Raw genomic sequence first — 13532 nt, forward strand, 5'->3', positions numbered from 1 at the left:
TTGTCTTGATCGCCCAAGGGAGTGCGGAGAGCCAGATGACCCAGACCACGAACCGGTTTTTTGACGAGATCGGTCGCCTCATGAACGACGCCGCCGGCGCCGCCCAGGGCGTCAAGCGCGAAGTCGACTCGGTAATGCGCAACCAGGCCGAACGCGTCCTGCGCGACCTCGATGTCGTCCGGCGCGAGGAGTTCGAGGCGGTGAAGGACATGGCCCGCCTGGCGCGCGAGGAAAACGAGGCGCTGAAGGCGCGGATCGCAGCGCTGGAGGCCAAACTTGGGGGGACCTGATCCCGTAGCTCGTTCTCCTTCCCTCCTGAAAGGGGGAAGGTCGGGATGGGGGTCTGCCACGGGCGCAGGTGCGCGTGGAGAGAGATGATCCCCACCCGGTTTGCGCTGACGCGCAAACCGACCTCCCCTTTTCAAGGGGGAGGTGAACGGGTGCAGGCCCGGCCCATTTTCCTTGTCATTTCTGCCCTTTGGGGCTAAAAGCCCGCCACGTCCGCAGCCCCCGCACCCCTGGAGGCTTGCTGCGGCACGCGAAACGGGGCCGCGATGCGGCCTTTAACTTTTTGCAAAACAAGGACTTAGACTGATGGCGACCGTCAAGGAATTGAAGGCGACCGCACGTCCGAAGAGCGGCAAGGGGGCCGCCCGGGCCGAGCGTCGCGCCGGGAGAGTTCCCGGAGTGATCTATGGTGACAACAAGCCCCCGCTGACCATCTCGGTCGAAGACCGCGAGCTGCGCCAGCGCATCCTCGCCGGCCGGTTCCTGACGACCTTGTTCGACATCGATCTCGACGGCAAGAAGCACCGCGTGATTCCGCGCGACTATCACCTCGACCCGGTGAAGGACTTCCCCGTTCATGTCGACTTCATGCGGCTCGGCGAAGGCGCGACCATCCGCGTCAGTGTCCCCTTGCACGTCATCAACGCGGAAACGGCGCCCGGCGTGAAGCGCGGCGGCACCGTCAACATCGTCACCCACACGATCGACCTCGAATGCTCGGTCGAAAACATTCCGCAGTACATCGACGCCGATGTCGGCGCGCTGGAAATCAGCTACTCGCTGCATCTGTCGGACATCAAGCTGCCGAAGGGCGTAAAGGCGCTGTCGCGCGAGGACGCCACGCTGGTCACCATCGTGCCGCCGTCCGGCTACGCCGAAGAGCAGAAGGCGGCAGCGGCAGGTGCTGCGGCTCCAGCGGCAGGCGCTGCGGCTCCGGCTGCAGGTGCAGCTGCTCCGGCGGCAGGTGCTGCGGCTCCCGCGGCGGGTGCTGCCAAGGCACCGGCTGGCGGCGACAAGAAGAAGTAAGCGGACGCGGGATGCCGCGTCATGCGACTCTTTGTTGGCCTCGGTAACCCCGGCGCGAAATACGCTGATAATCGGCACAACATCGGGTTCATGGCCGTCGATGAGATTGCGCGGCGTCATGGTTTCGCACCGTGGCGCCGCCGCTTTCAGGGCGAGACATCCGAAGGCCTGCTCGGTCACGAGAAGGTGGTGCTGCTCAAGCCGACCACTTACATGAATGAGTCCGGGCGCGCGGTGCAGGAAGCGCAGAATTTCTTCAAGCTTTCAGCCGGCGACGTCACCGTCTTCCAGGACGAGCTCGAGCTGCCGCCGGCAAAGGTGCGCGTCAAGATCGGCGGCGGCATCGCCGGGCATAACGGCTTGCGCTCGATTTCCGCGCATATCGGCAACGACTATCGCCGGGTTCGGCTTGGGGTCGGTCATCCCGGGATCAAGGAACTCGTGCACAGTCACGTGCTGTCGGATTTCGCCAAGAGCGACCGGCCGTGGGTCAAGGCGCTGTGCGAAGCGATCGCCGACAATGCCAGCCTCCTGGCGGCGGGGCACGACTCGTCATTCCAGAACAAGGTGCATCTGACGATGCAGGCGAAGGGGTTTTTCGACAGCGAGGAAGAGGGCGGAAACTAACGCCCGTTCCTCAAGTCAATTCAGCCGCTGCACATTCGCGCGGGAGATCGGAAAGCACGATGGGATTCAAATGTGGGATCGTCGGGTTGCCCAATGTCGGCAAGTCGACGCTGTTCAATGCGCTCACGGAGACGGCCGCAGCGCAGGCGGCCAACTATCCGTTCTGCACCATCGAGCCGAATGTTGGCGAGGTCGCCGTCCCCGATCCGCGGCTCGACAAGCTCGCGGCCGTCGCAAAGTCGGCGCAGATCATCCCGACTCGGCTGACCTTCGTCGATATCGCAGGCCTCGTCCGCGGCGCCTCCAAGGGGGAAGGGCTCGGCAACCAGTTCCTCGCCAACATCCGCGAGGTCGATGCGATTGCGCATGTGGTGCGCTGCTTCGAAGATTCCGACATCACCCATGTCGAGGGCAAGATCGCGCCGCTGGCCGATATCGAGACCATCGAAACCGAATTGATGCTGGCTGATCTCGACAGCCTTGAGAAACGCCTCGACAATCTCACCAAGAAGGCCAAGGGCAACGACAAGGAGGCCAAGGAACAGCTCGACCTCGTCAACCGCGCGCTGGTACTGTTACGTGAGGGGAGGCCCGCGCGTGCGCTCGAGCGCAAGCCGGAGGAGGAGCGCGCTTTCCGCATGCTTGGGCTTCTGAGTTCCAAGCCGGTGCTGTATGTCTGCAACGTCGAGGAAGCTTCCGCGAAGGATGGCAACGGCTTTTCGAAGCAGGTGTTCGAGCAAGCGAAGAAAGAGGGCGCGGTCGCCGTCGTGATCTCCGCCAAGATCGAATCCGAGATCGCAACGCTGTCACGCGAGGAGCGCGCCGATTTCCTGGAGACGCTGGGGCTCGAGGAAGCCGGTCTGGACCGCCTGATCCGCGCCGGCTACGAACTGCTCCACCTCATCACCTATTTCACCGTCGGTCCGAAGGAGGCCAGAGCCTGGACCATCGACCGCGGCACCAAGGCGCCGCAGGCTGCCGGCGTGATCCATACCGATTTCGAGAAGGGCTTTATCCGCGCCGAGACCATCGCGTATGACGACTACGTCACGCTCGGCGGCGAGGCCGGCGCCCGCGATGCCGGCAAGCTGCGCCTGGAAGGCAAGGACTATGTCGTCGCCGACGGCGACGTGATGCATTTCAGGTTCAACACGTAACGCGTCTACCGCATCCCGCCCTGGCCCTGGTCGCGGATCGCGCCGAGATGCTCGTTGATGCGGAACACGATCAGGATGAATTCGGCGACGATGCGCGAGAGCACGATGCCGACCACGATGCTGGTGAGCGAGGCGAGCAGCAGGATGAAGCCGCCGAATGGGCTGACCGCCATTGCGGCCAGGCTCCAGAGGATTCCGTAAATGCCGAACAGCACGATCACGCCGATGACCAGCCAGTAGAACGTCTTGATGATCGTGGGGGTGATGAAGCGGTCCCACTGAAACAGGTCTTGAAAATCGAACATCGGTGGATTCTCCCGGCCAATCCATTTTGAGTCGCGCCGAAGCAGGGCTAGCTCCGAACCTGTGTCCGGGCAAGTCGGGGAGCGGTACGCAAGGACAGTGCTCCCCCGCTATGGTGATCCCCTTGAAAACAAGCCATGCGGGCGGGCGGGTTGAGATTGCCGCAAATAACGGCCACAATCAGGCCCCTCTCTCCTGAAATCCCCAGCATGACCACGCTTACTTTCGAAGACTTCAAGATCGGCCATTTCGGCACGTTTGGCCCGCGCCACGTCACGCGCGAGGAGATCCTGGCCTTTGCCGCCGAATTCGATCCGCAGCCGATGCATCTCGACGAAGCGGCGGCGAAACGATCGATGCTCAAGGGGCTGTCCGGCTCGGGCTGGCATCTCGGCTCACTCACGATGCGCATGCTGGCCGACGGCTTCATCTGCCGCACGGCATCGCTTGGCTCACCAGGCGTCAGCGAGATGCGTTGGCTGGCGCCGCTGCGCCCGGGCGACGATTTGACGCTGGATGTCGACGTGGTCGAGGCGCGGGTCTCGCGCAGCCGGCCTTCGACCGGCATCGTCACTTTCAAGTGCACGGTGCGCAATGCGGCCGGCCTCGTGTTGTGCGAGATGGAATCGCCGATCATCGTCGGCCGGCGCGCGGAAGCGGTGGCGGGGTAGCATCGATGCGCTTCTTTGAGGACATTGAGATCGGCGCGCGGCGCGAGGTCGGCTCGTTCACCTTCACCGCCGAGGACATCAAGCGATTCGCGGCGCAGTTCGATCCGCAGCGCTTTCATCTCGACGAGGAGGAAGGACGCAAGTCGCTGTTCGGCGGACTGGCGGCCTCGGGCTGGCACGTCGCCTCCGTGTGCATGAAGCTCCTGGTCGCCGACGGCAAGCGTCTGGCGCAGGAGATGGCCGCGCGCGGGGAAGAGGTCGCGGTGTGGGGTCCATCGCCCGGCTTTCGCGAGCTGCGCTGGATCAGGCCGGTGCTGGCCGGCGACACCGTCAGCTATGCCAATGTGGTTGAGATCAAGCGTCTGTCCGAGAAGCGTCCCGAATGGGGCATCCTGCAGGGCCGCAATACCGGTACCAACCAGCGCGGCGAACCCGTGTTCTCGTTCCTCGCCACCGCCTTCGTTCCACGCCGGAAGGCAGGCTGAAACACAGCGTGCGTGGTTGCGGGAACCCTGCGGCTCTTTAACCGTATTCGACGAATCCCGGAAACGATCTATTTGCTAACCCATTTTGAACTTTCTGCCGGCCATATCAGACCCAGGGTAAGCACCATGGGGACGACAATGGCAGATCGTGTCGGACTGAAAGTTCTGGGCGCTATTTTCGCGACCGTCACGGTTGCGGTGATGCTGACCACCGGAATGGTGGTGAAGGGCTATGCCGACGGCGCCTTCACGCTCGAGAGCAGCGCGATCGTCCGACGCTGATCTTCAGTTTCCGCTAACCATAGCGGCCACGCCATTGGCCGCCTGCGCGGCGTCAGCGGCTCCAGATCAACACCATCACCACGGTCGCCGCGATCAATAATCCAACGAAGCGGAGCATGATGGTGCCGACACTGTGCGGCGATTGCCGCAGCGGGATGGGATCGGTGTTGTCGGGCCGAACGCTTTGCATCAGTGCTGTTTTCCCCAGGAAACGGCGTGCCGTGGCGGCATCCGTCGCGGCGTGATCAGAAGCGATCAACGCTAGTCAAGAAATCATCGCGCTCTTTGTTTGAGCATGATCTCTTCAGAAAACCGGTATCCACTTTTCCGGATCATGCTTAGGCGCGCTGCGCTTTTATCGTTCAAATCATTTTAGTCAAATAGAAACCGCCGCATCCTCCGCACGGGTGATGCGGCGGTCATGAAGTCGTAGCAGTCGCCGAGATCAGCTGTTGCGCAGCCCGTCGGCGGCGCGTTTCCACTGCGTGACGTTGTCGGCGATCATGCGGGTGGACTTCATCGCGGCCTGGCTGAGCTGGGCATAGCCCGAGATCTCGCGCTGGACGCGCTGGCCTTCGGCGTGCAGGAGGTCGCGCAGGCTTTCGAGCTCGGAGATCAACTTCTCGATCTCCGCGAGCGACGTGCCGGCGACGCGCTGGATCAACGAGTTGACATTGTTCACGGTGGCCTCGGTGTTGGGCTCGAGTGGTTCCGTGCTCACCTGCTGCGGCGACCGGCGCAGATACGCGATATCGTTGCGCACGAATTCGCGAATGCCGGCCTCGACGTCCGAGACGGCGGCGAGGTTGTTGTCGATTTCCGTCTCTTCTACTTCCGTTTCAACTTGCTCGGAACGATTGGTGGCGTTCATCGGCTATTCCTCTGTTACGCAATGACGCGAGCGCGGAAGGCCCCCGCCGCACGACGACGTGAAGAGGTAACTATGGGCGTCCGATTTTGACCGCATCTAGGCCAAGTTGCGGCAATGGTTCGATCATTCCTTAAGGGATTGCGAAGGGTGCGGCCGGCCGACCTCACCAGCTACGCTTGAACCCGGCCGTTAGGCTCTTGTTAACCGGCCCCTGGGCGGTCTCGCCGATCGAGCCGGAGATGGTGATGCCGTCGAACAGCTTCTGCTCGGCACCGACCCGGTGCAGCCATTTGTCGTCGCCGGTCGCAAGCGTCTGGCCGGCAATGAAGCTGGTTCCCAGGTCGTTGATGCTGAGCCTGGCCGATTGATCGGCCTCGTAGCTCCGCGAGGGATGGCTGACGATGCCGGGAACCGGCATCACGCCCTGCTGGATCAGGTTGTAGCCGTTCTGCAGCGTCAACGAATAGTCGTTGGCGAACGGCACCGACTTGCTGATCGAGGTTCCGAATTTGGTCTGATCGGCGCCGGGATCGACGCGGGCCTCGACCGAGGTCTTGTCCCAGATCGAGGCAACGCCCGGTGCTGTCATCGCGGCCCAGGCGGTGCCGGAGGATTGCGGCAGGCTGCCGCCATTGGCGAGCCGCTCCGACAGCAGTTCGGAATTGGTCAGCGTGCCCTGGGGCGCGACCGTCATGTCGGCGCCGATCCGCGTGTCCCAGAACGGCGAGACCGATTGCTTGACCGACACTGCGGACGTGCCGTTCGCATTGTTGCTCGACGACCATGCGGCACCGCCATCCGCCTTCTTCGGCGCGGCGCCCTTCTTCGGTGTCGGCACGGTATCGAAAGCCGAGGCATCGGCGCTGAGCAGGCTCCAGTCGAGCTTGTCCACCTCGACGTCCTTCGTCACGTCGACGTCATTTGCCTCGGGTTCGGGCGCGGCCTCCTCGGCGGCCGGCGTCTCATTGTCGATACCGCTCCAAGGGGAAATTTGCGGGGAGGTTTGCCGCGAGGTCTGCGCCGCTGCCGACAGCACCATCGCCATGCTGATGCTCGCAGCCAATACCGGCAACCACGCCCAACCAGATCGTCGTTTGGAGGTCATTCCCACAGCCCGCATTCCAGTCAGAATAGTACGTGCACCGTAGCGCAAAATTGTGACGGCGACGTTGTTGTCCGGCGCGGCAGCATGTAGCACGGGTCGGATCGTCATGGCCGGGCACAAAAGCGTGAAACGCATTCAGCCAATGTCCCGGCCATCCACGCCTTCCTGGGGCTGGCGGAGGAAGGCATTTGGATACCCGGGAAACGCCCGGGTACGACGAAACTCGAGGCACTTATTGCGCCGCTGCGATCCGCGGCAGGTGGATCGGATAGCCGACGGTCTGCTCGACCAGGTCGAAGCTGTCGACCAGGACGCGCAGGCGCGTCAGGAGACCGGCGCGGAATTGCGCGAAATGCGCGATCCGCACGGCGATCGGCTTGTTCGAATCCAGTGCGGTCAGCGAATAGCGCATCATCGATGCCGCAGAATCGACTCCGAGCATGATGGCCTCGCGGTCGAAGCGGTGGACGCGGAAGTTCTCGGCTATCTGCCTGATCACCTCAAGCGCGGCGGCCTTGCCGTGACGCGCGCCGAAGAAGGAAAACAGGTCGATCGGTCCATAGATCGCCCATTCGACGTCCTCGTCGAGCAGGGCGGCAATATCCGCGAGCTGGCGTTCGTTGATCGCGCGATGAAACGCGCGCGAAAAACGCCAGAGACTATGCTCTGTCATTTATCGTCTTTCCAAATCTGGATTGCAAAACAGCAACGGCCGATGGGCGTCCGCACCGACGCCGCGCCAGATTGCTGCACTTCAAATTTCACGGTCTCAAATAAAGCGGCCGTGCCAGAACACAATTGTTATTTTTGCATTGCACAAATGCAGAGGTTTTTACGGGATTTTGCCTGGATCCCGCCTCCCGCCGCCTGTCAGCGGTCGCGACGGGCTAGCCGCTCATGCTCGATTGCGATCCCGGCGTCGCGAATCGCGAGCACGGCGAACAGCAGCGCACCGCCGATGCCGCCGATCACCGCCCCCAGCGGCATGAAAGTGAAGAACACCAGCGCGCCGCTATCGCCTTCAAAATTCGAGGTTTTGAGGATTCCGATCCAGGCAAGCCCGGCGCTGATGCCGGGCGCGGCGCCGCCCAGCGCCCCGAATGCCAGACCCAACAGCGCCAGCAACGCGATTCTCATGATGTCTCGTCAACCCCGTCATCCGCAACATCCCGGGTAGTTGGTCACGCAAGCGGCGGCGAGGTTCAACCTGATGGCGAATTAATGGGAGTGGCGTCCTGTCGTTCGTGGACGGGTCCCAGCAAGCGCGAGTCGCCTTGCTCGCATCCTACATCGCTCGGCGCTCGCGGAGTTGCCAGGCGCTCTCGCATCTCACTCTGTCGTCGTCCCGTCGAAAGACGGGACCCATAACCACAGGGAGATGCTGTGGAGCGAGCAAGCGGTTGCAGCGGAGCACACCACAAGGGCCTGTGGTTATGGGTCCTGGCCTTCGCCAGGACGACGCGGGAAATTCTGATTCAATTGTCAAACAGCAGTCTCGTAGGATGGGTAGAGCGAAGCGAAACCCATCAGCTTTGCGACGAGCGACTCGAATGATGGGTTTCACTTCGCTCTACCCATCCCACGTCTGAATCAAATAGCGGATGTGAGTGTGCATTCTCGCGGCACGTCGTGCCCGAGCTTTGCATCTCGTTCCACCCTCTCATCGAACAGAGGGGGCAGGGAACGCCGGGTGCGCGCTGCACCCGCGGTCTCGTGTGCATAAGTGCACAAAGAAGCGCACACGAGCATACAGGTTCAGCGGAGGCATTCCGGCATTCCCTGCGCAATGGTCTTACGGCTTATATCGTGCTCTCCTCGGTGAGACCGGGCTTCTTGCCACCGTCGCCCGCCAGAAGCGTTGGCTTCTCACGGACTTGACACCAGCGTCGGGGCGTCAGGACCACACGACTTCGCCGTCCGCCTCATGCGCACTCGTCCGTTTGCGCAATCCGCGTCCACCGCATCCCACCGCAACACTCGTGACGATCGCGAAGCGCCCCTCAATCGGGTGAGACGCTCGAACGCATAGACTGATTTGCATTTCGGAAAAACAGAAATATTTTTTCCGCGGGGACTGGACAGGTTTTTGCTGATTTGCCCGTCGAGTTACTTTGTCGCGCCTGCTCGATGCAGATTGCCCTTGCGTGCGCAGCGAAGCAGTTCACAACGCGCGCCAGCGGATGCATGGATTCCGGATAGCCGCTAACGCGGCTTCCGGAAAGACGGGCACTATGCTAACCACCCGCCGCGGCAACAGGCCGCGATTTCAAACCAATGGAGGGCGTCATGCGCAAACATCGCGATCTCGAAAACCTCCCCAGCTTTCAGCGTCACGCGTAAGCGGCGGAATTCATTCCCCTCGGAAACCCATGTCAAACGCGGGCAACGCGTCATCCATGGTGACGTCGAACTGAGCGAAAAGCTTGGCCGCAACGACCTCTGCCCTTGCGGCTCCGGACGCAAATTTCAAAGCCTGCTGCATGAAGTCCGGCGCCCATGACGGCGCAAACCGCGATTACTACTTTCAGGGAGTAGCTGCCGACCGGCGGTGATCTATCCACACGTCATTTCGGGGCGTCGCGCAAGCGGCGAGCCCGGAATCCATTGTGACAGTCACTCGCTGCCTTCGTCAATCAGGCTTTGAACCTGACGATCGAAGCGGGTAAGCCGACAAGGACGAGCGGACACGGATTGCCTACACCCCGTTGAACGCGGTCTTGCAGCTTGCTCCAATGCGTTGTTTATCTGGCTCCGCTGTTCAAAAATCTGAAAAAGTGAACGGACATTCGTTCGAAGGTTGAGCAAACATAGCCAGCGCTATCGCTTCTTCCACCCACCCCTTTTCCCCGGCGTGCCGCCGGTCGATCGCGGCGCCGGCCCGAACTCCGGGCCTGACTGCCGCGAGTCGGTCGGCTGGATGATCCTGCTGGTGCCGCCGAACGGCTTTGCTGGCCTGGCAGTGGGGTTCGGGCGGAAGGGCAGGGACTCCGGGCCGTGCATCTCGTCGAGATGGGGCTTGTGGACTCTTGGGCCGGAGCTGCCGCCGGCCTTGATCGCCGAGGTCACGCTTTTCTTCTTCATCGCGCTCACCGGCAGGTTGGCGGCGTCGCCGTATTTCCTCGTGCCGGCATAAGCGCCGGCCTTGCCCTGCACGGTGCGCTGCTTGGCGGTGGGGTCGTCGACGACGGCCATCTCGGTGGCGCGCAGGCGCTTGACCTCGTCGCGCAGGCGGGCGGCTTCCTCGAAGTTCAGATCGGCGGCGGCTTCGCGCATTCTTGTTTCGAGATCGGCGAGGACCGCCTCGAAATTGTGGCCGATCGAGATCACGTCCTCGGTCACGCTGCCGTCGCGGATATCGACCAGCACATGGTCGCGCTCGTAGACGGAGTTGAGGATGTCGCCAATCGATTTCTTCACGCTCGCCGGGGTGATGCCGTTGGCGGCGTTGTACTCGACCTGCTTTTCGCGGCGGCGGTTGGTCTCGGCGATCGCGCGCTCCATCGAGCCGGTCATGCTGTCGGCATAGAGGATCACCTTGCCGTCGACGTTGCGCGCGGCGCGGCCGATGGTCTGGATCAGCGAGGTCTCGCTGCGCAGGAAGCCTTCCTTGTCGGCGTCGAGGATCGCGACCAGCGCGCACTCGGGAATATCGAGACCCTCGCGCAGCAGGTTGATGCCGACCAGCGCGTCGAACGCGCCGAGGCGGAGATCGCGGATGATCTCGATGCGCTCGATGGTGTCGATGTCACTGTGCATGTAGCGCACGCGGATGCCCTGCTCATGCAGGTATTCGGTGAGGTCCTCCGCCATCCGTTTTGTCAAAACGGTGATCAGGCTGCGATAGCCGACGGCCGCGGTCGCGCGGACTTCGCCGACGAGGTCGTCGACCTGCGTGCGGGCGGGGCGGATGTCGACCGGCGGATCGATCAGGCCGGTCGGGCGGATCACCTGCTCGACGAACACGCCGCCGCTCTCGTTCAATTCCCAGCCGCTCGGCGTGGCCGAGACCGCCACCGTCTGCGGCCGCATCATGTCCCATTCCTCGAACCGTAGCGGACGGTTGTCCATGCAGGAGGGCAGGCGGAAGCCATATTCGGCCAGCGTTGCCTTGCGGCGGAAGTCGCCGCGGAACATGGCGCCGATCTGCGGGATGCTGACATGGCTCTCGTCGGCGAACACCAGCGCATTGTCGGGCACATATTCGAACAGCGTCGGCGGCGGCTCGCCAGGCCGACGCCCGGTGAGATAGCGCGAATAGTTCTCGATGCCGGCGCAGCTCCCGGTCGCCTCCATCATCTCGAGGTCGAAAGTCGTGCGCTGCTCCAGACGCTGCGCTTCCAGCAGCCGGCCCTGGTCGTTGAGCTGGTCCAGGCGCATCTTCAATTCGCTCTTGATCGACTTGATCGCCTGCACCAGCGTCGGCCGCGGCGTCACATAGTGTGAGTTGGCGTAGATTTTGATGAATTCGAGCTCGTCCTGCTTGTGGCCGGTGAGCGGGTCGAACTCCTCGATGTTCTCCACTGTGTCGCCGAACAGGTTCACGCGCCAGGCGCGGTCCTCATAGTGCGCCGGGAAGATGTCGATGACGTCGCCGCGCACACGGAAGGTGCCGCGGGTAAAATCGGCCGAGGTGCGCTTGTACTGCAGCGCAACGAGGTCGGCGATGAGCTGCCGCTGGTCGATGCGCTCGCCCTTCTTCAGCGCGAACGTCATCGCGGTATAGGTCTCGACCGAGCCGATACCGTAGATGCAGGAGACCGAGGCGACGATGATGACATCGTCGCGCTCGAGCAGCGCGCGCGTCGCCGCGTGGCGCATGCGGTCGATCTGCTCGTTGATCGAGGAATCCTTCTCGATATAGGTGTCGGTCCGCGGCACATAGGCCTCGGGCTGGTAGTAGTCGTAATACGAGACGAAATACTCGACCGCGTTGTCCGGGAAGAAATTCTTGAACTCGCCATAGAGCTGGGCGGCGAGCGTCTTGTTCGGCGCCAGGATCAGGGCAGGGCGTTGCGTCGCCTCGATCACCTTCGCCATTGTGTAGGTCTTGCCGGAGCCGGTGACGCCGAGCAGCACCTGCGTGCGGTCGTGGCGGTCGATGCCCTCGACCAGTTCGGCGATCGCGGTTGGCTGGTCGCCCTTCGGCTGATAGTCGGACTTGATCTCGAAGCGGACGCCGCCTTCCGACTTTTCCGGGCGCGGCGGGCGGTGCGGCGTCCATACGCGCATAGAGCCGTCGTCTTTCCGGAACTCGGGGCGGCCGTCGCGGATCAGGTTCTCGAGCGCCTCGGCGGTCGCCTTGACCCCGAGCGCCTCCATCTTGTTGCGCGGCGGGCGGGCCAGCGCCTCGTCATCGTCCTCCGCGGTCGGCAGGCCGAGCTGCCGCGCCAGCTCCGGATCGAGCATCGGCACCGTCGCCGCGGTGCCGTAATTGGCTTGGGAGGCTTCGTCGAAGCCGGTCTCACGCGGGTTGGTCGGAGCTGCGCGATCGCTCGGAAATTCCTTCGGCGTCGAAGCGCGCGCGCGATGGGCGGCGGCCTCGCCGCCGGCGCGGCGGTCGCGTGAATTGTCCGGCGGCGGTTGCAGGCCTGTGCCGGAGCCAAGTCCGGCATCGCCGCGGTTGATCGCGGGATTCAAGAGTTCGGCGAGCGCCGGCGCGATCGGGAGGACCTCGGGCCGGTGTGCTTTGGATCTGGGGGATTTGCCGGGCTTTTTGGGAGCGTCAGGTTTCTTCGCCATGGCCGGAATATGGGACGAGTCCCGCCGGCATGAAAGAGCAAACGCGGGGCCGTACCCGCCATGTCAGCAGATGTCAGCAGGAACCGAAGGAGATTTTTCGAGCGCGGTGTGGCGGCTCCTTCCCCCTGAAAGGGGGAAGGCTGGGATGGGGGTCAAGCCACGGGCGCTGGCGCGCGTGGAGAGAGTTGATCCCCACCCGCTTTGCGCGCTGGGCGCGCAAAGCGACCTCCCCTTTTCAAGGGGAGGTGGGAAGATCAAGGGGAGGTGGGAAGAGACTACTTCTTGCGCGCGACGACAATGACGGTGGATACGGCTCTTCTCCTTCCCCCTGCAAGGGGGAAGGCTGGGATGGGGATCAGCCACGAGTCACACTGTTCGTGTGGAGAGAGATGATCCCCACCCGGTTCGCACTCGCGCGCAAACCGACCTCGCTTTTTCAAGGCCGTTTCAAGGGGAGGTGACATCAGCACGCGGGGGAGGTGGTCTCGACGATGTTGAGGTGAATCCCGCCGCAGCCGGTGCAGCGCATGGCCCAGTATTCGGCGGCGTGGCCAGGAATGATGCGGAGCAGGGCAAACTCGGCATCGCATTGCGGACAGTTGTTCAGGAATGGCGGCGTGGGCGGACGCGCTGACGTCGGTTCGGCCTCGCACTCCGGTGCGGTGGCAACCAGCGCACTGCCGACTATCGCGAGGTCCGCGACGGTGCGGTTGAGGTTACCCCATAGCGCCGGCCGTAGCGGTCGATCTGCGCCTTCGCGTGGGAGATCGCCGCATCCGGATCGGACCACGCAAAGCCGAGTTCGAGTGTCGGAAACGAGATGCCATCGATGACGACCGGCTCGCGATCGGCTCGTTGAATCCTGGCGTGCCATAGCCCCTTCCCTGCCTCGAATGAGTTGATCTCAAAGGCGCCGTAAATCATGCCCGCGATCCCAGGTCTTTTCCCAATTGGGGACCAAAGCACGCCGCTGGTGCG

16 protein-coding genes and 1 pseudogene are annotated in these 13532 nt (G+C 63.1%); 8 read left to right on the top strand and 9 right to left on the bottom strand.

The window, feature by feature from the left end:
• Nucleotides 1-35: 35 nt before the first annotated feature.
• The 4 genes from J6497_RS22165 to ychF all read left to right on the top strand — a co-directional run bounded on the left by J6497_RS22165 (nt 36) and on the right by ychF (nt 3098).
• A complete protein-coding gene (locus J6497_RS22165; protein WP_130583256.1) occupies nt 36-290 on the top strand; it encodes an accessory factor UbiK family protein in 255 nt (84 codons plus the stop codon).
• A 304-nt stretch (nt 291-594) separates the two neighbouring features.
• Nucleotides 595-1314, top strand: a complete 720-nt coding sequence (locus J6497_RS22170) for a 50S ribosomal protein L25/general stress protein Ctc (RefSeq protein WP_225706395.1) — start codon at nt 595-597, stop codon at nt 1312-1314.
• Nucleotides 1315-1335: 21 nt separating this feature from the next.
• Nucleotides 1336-1941: an aminoacyl-tRNA hydrolase gene (gene pth, locus J6497_RS22175; protein ID WP_225706396.1), complete on the top strand. Its 606-nt coding sequence runs from the start codon at nt 1336-1338 to the stop codon at nt 1939-1941.
• A gap of 59 nt (nt 1942-2000) precedes the next feature.
• Complete coding sequence (ychF, locus tag J6497_RS22180; RefSeq protein ID WP_225706397.1) at nt 2001-3098, top strand: redox-regulated ATPase YchF; 1098 nt, start codon at nt 2001-2003, stop codon at nt 3096-3098.
• Between the two features lie 5 nt (nt 3099-3103).
• Here ychF and J6497_RS22185 read toward each other — a convergent pair whose 3' ends face one another.
• Nucleotides 3104-3403: a DUF4282 domain-containing protein gene (locus J6497_RS22185; protein ID WP_225706398.1), complete on the bottom strand. Its 300-nt coding sequence runs from the start codon at nt 3401-3403 to the stop codon at nt 3104-3106.
• Between the two features lie 207 nt (nt 3404-3610).
• Between J6497_RS22185 and J6497_RS22190 the strand changes: the two genes are divergently transcribed.
• The 3 genes from J6497_RS22190 to J6497_RS22200 all read left to right on the top strand — a co-directional run bounded on the left by J6497_RS22190 (nt 3611) and on the right by J6497_RS22200 (nt 4839).
• The gene (locus J6497_RS22190; RefSeq protein WP_225706399.1) at nt 3611-4072 is read left to right on the top strand and encodes a MaoC family dehydratase; all 462 of its coding nucleotides are present in this window, start codon (nt 3611-3613) and stop codon (nt 4070-4072) included.
• A gap of 5 nt (nt 4073-4077) precedes the next feature.
• The gene (locus J6497_RS22195; protein ID WP_225706400.1) at nt 4078-4557 is read left to right on the top strand and encodes a MaoC family dehydratase; all 480 of its coding nucleotides are present in this window, start codon (nt 4078-4080) and stop codon (nt 4555-4557) included.
• A 138-nt stretch (nt 4558-4695) separates the two neighbouring features.
• Nucleotides 4696-4839 (top strand): hypothetical protein, encoded by a 144-nt coding sequence (locus J6497_RS22200; protein ID WP_225706401.1) that lies wholly within the window; start codon nt 4696-4698, stop codon nt 4837-4839.
• Nucleotides 4840-4891: 52 nt separating this feature from the next.
• Here J6497_RS22200 and J6497_RS22205 read toward each other — a convergent pair whose 3' ends face one another.
• The 5 genes from J6497_RS22205 to J6497_RS22225 form a co-directional block, all read right to left on the bottom strand.
• A complete protein-coding gene (locus J6497_RS22205) occupies nt 4892-5029 on the bottom strand; it encodes a hypothetical protein (protein ID WP_165435628.1) in 138 nt (45 codons plus the stop codon).
• A gap of 255 nt (nt 5030-5284) precedes the next feature.
• The gene (locus J6497_RS22210) at nt 5285-5710 is read right to left on the bottom strand and encodes a hypothetical protein (RefSeq protein ID WP_225706402.1); all 426 of its coding nucleotides are present in this window, start codon (nt 5708-5710) and stop codon (nt 5285-5287) included.
• A gap of 163 nt (nt 5711-5873) precedes the next feature.
• Nucleotides 5874-6815, bottom strand: coding sequence for a hypothetical protein (locus J6497_RS22215; protein WP_225706403.1), 942 nt, complete (start codon nt 6813-6815; stop codon nt 5874-5876).
• A 232-nt stretch (nt 6816-7047) separates the two neighbouring features.
• Complete coding sequence (locus J6497_RS22220; protein WP_225706404.1) at nt 7048-7488, bottom strand: nuclear transport factor 2 family protein; 441 nt, start codon at nt 7486-7488, stop codon at nt 7048-7050.
• 197 nt (nt 7489-7685) lie between these two features.
• On the bottom strand, nt 7686-7952 hold the full coding sequence (locus J6497_RS22225; protein ID WP_225706405.1) for a hypothetical protein: 267 nt from the start codon (nt 7950-7952) through the stop codon (nt 7686-7688).
• A 1273-nt stretch (nt 7953-9225) separates the two neighbouring features.
• Between J6497_RS22225 and J6497_RS22230 the strand changes: the two genes are divergently transcribed.
• Complete coding sequence (locus tag J6497_RS22230) at nt 9226-9315, top strand: SEC-C metal-binding domain-containing protein (RefSeq protein WP_225706539.1); 90 nt, start codon at nt 9226-9228, stop codon at nt 9313-9315.
• Nucleotides 9316-9448: 133 nt separating this feature from the next.
• Here J6497_RS22230 and J6497_RS42520 read toward each other — a convergent pair.
• The 3 genes and pseudogenes from J6497_RS42520 to J6497_RS22240 all read right to left on the bottom strand — a co-directional run.
• A pseudogene (locus tag J6497_RS42520) lies at nt 9449-9544 on the bottom strand (BglII/BstYI family type II restriction endonuclease); the annotation flags it as partial.
• Between the two features lie 88 nt (nt 9545-9632).
• The gene (gene uvrB / locus J6497_RS22235; protein ID WP_225706406.1) at nt 9633-12554 is read right to left on the bottom strand and encodes an excinuclease ABC subunit UvrB; all 2922 of its coding nucleotides are present in this window, start codon (nt 12552-12554) and stop codon (nt 9633-9635) included.
• 684 nt (nt 12555-13238) lie between these two features.
• Nucleotides 13239-13478: a hypothetical protein gene (locus J6497_RS22240; RefSeq protein WP_225706407.1), complete on the bottom strand. Its 240-nt coding sequence runs from the start codon at nt 13476-13478 to the stop codon at nt 13239-13241.
• Nucleotides 13479-13532 lie beyond the last annotated feature (54 nt).

Origin of the sequence: Bradyrhizobium cenepequi, assembly GCF_020329485.1 — a bacterium.
GTDB lineage: Bacteria > Pseudomonadota > Alphaproteobacteria > Rhizobiales > Xanthobacteraceae > Bradyrhizobium > Bradyrhizobium cenepequi.

Excerpts from the sequence above, each read along its gene's own strand:
- pth (WP_225706396.1), top strand. The coding sequence starts at position 1,336 with ATGCGACTCTTTGTTGGCCTCGGTAACCCCGGCGCGAAATACGCTGAT.
- uvrB (WP_225706406.1), bottom strand. The coding sequence starts at position 12,554 with ATGGCGAAGAAACCTGACGCTCCCAAAAAGCCCGGCAAATCCCCCAGA.
- J6497_RS22200 (WP_225706401.1), top strand. The coding sequence starts at position 4,696 with ATGGCAGATCGTGTCGGACTGAAAGTTCTGGGCGCTATTTTCGCGACC.
- ychF (WP_225706397.1), top strand. The coding sequence starts at position 2,001 with ATGGGATTCAAATGTGGGATCGTCGGGTTGCCCAATGTCGGCAAGTCG.
- J6497_RS22240 (WP_225706407.1), bottom strand. The coding sequence starts at position 13,478 with ATGATTTACGGCGCCTTTGAGATCAACTCATTCGAGGCAGGGAAGGGG.
- J6497_RS22220 (WP_225706404.1), bottom strand. The coding sequence starts at position 7,488 with ATGACAGAGCATAGTCTCTGGCGTTTTTCGCGCGCGTTTCATCGCGCG.
- J6497_RS22215 (WP_225706403.1), bottom strand. The coding sequence starts at position 6,815 with ATGACCTCCAAACGACGATCTGGTTGGGCGTGGTTGCCGGTATTGGCT.
- J6497_RS22185 (WP_225706398.1), bottom strand. The coding sequence starts at position 3,403 with ATGTTCGATTTTCAAGACCTGTTTCAGTGGGACCGCTTCATCACCCCC.
- J6497_RS22170 (WP_225706395.1), top strand. The coding sequence starts at position 595 with ATGGCGACCGTCAAGGAATTGAAGGCGACCGCACGTCCGAAGAGCGGC.
- J6497_RS22165 (WP_130583256.1), top strand. The coding sequence starts at position 36 with ATGACCCAGACCACGAACCGGTTTTTTGACGAGATCGGTCGCCTCATG.
- J6497_RS22190 (WP_225706399.1), top strand. The coding sequence starts at position 3,611 with ATGACCACGCTTACTTTCGAAGACTTCAAGATCGGCCATTTCGGCACG.
- J6497_RS22195 (WP_225706400.1), top strand. The coding sequence starts at position 4,078 with ATGCGCTTCTTTGAGGACATTGAGATCGGCGCGCGGCGCGAGGTCGGC.
- J6497_RS22205 (WP_165435628.1), bottom strand. The coding sequence starts at position 5,029 with ATGCAAAGCGTTCGGCCCGACAACACCGATCCCATCCCGCTGCGGCAA.
- J6497_RS22225 (WP_225706405.1), bottom strand. The coding sequence starts at position 7,952 with ATGAGAATCGCGTTGCTGGCGCTGTTGGGTCTGGCATTCGGGGCGCTG.
- J6497_RS22210 (WP_225706402.1), bottom strand. The coding sequence starts at position 5,710 with ATGAACGCCACCAATCGTTCCGAGCAAGTTGAAACGGAAGTAGAAGAG.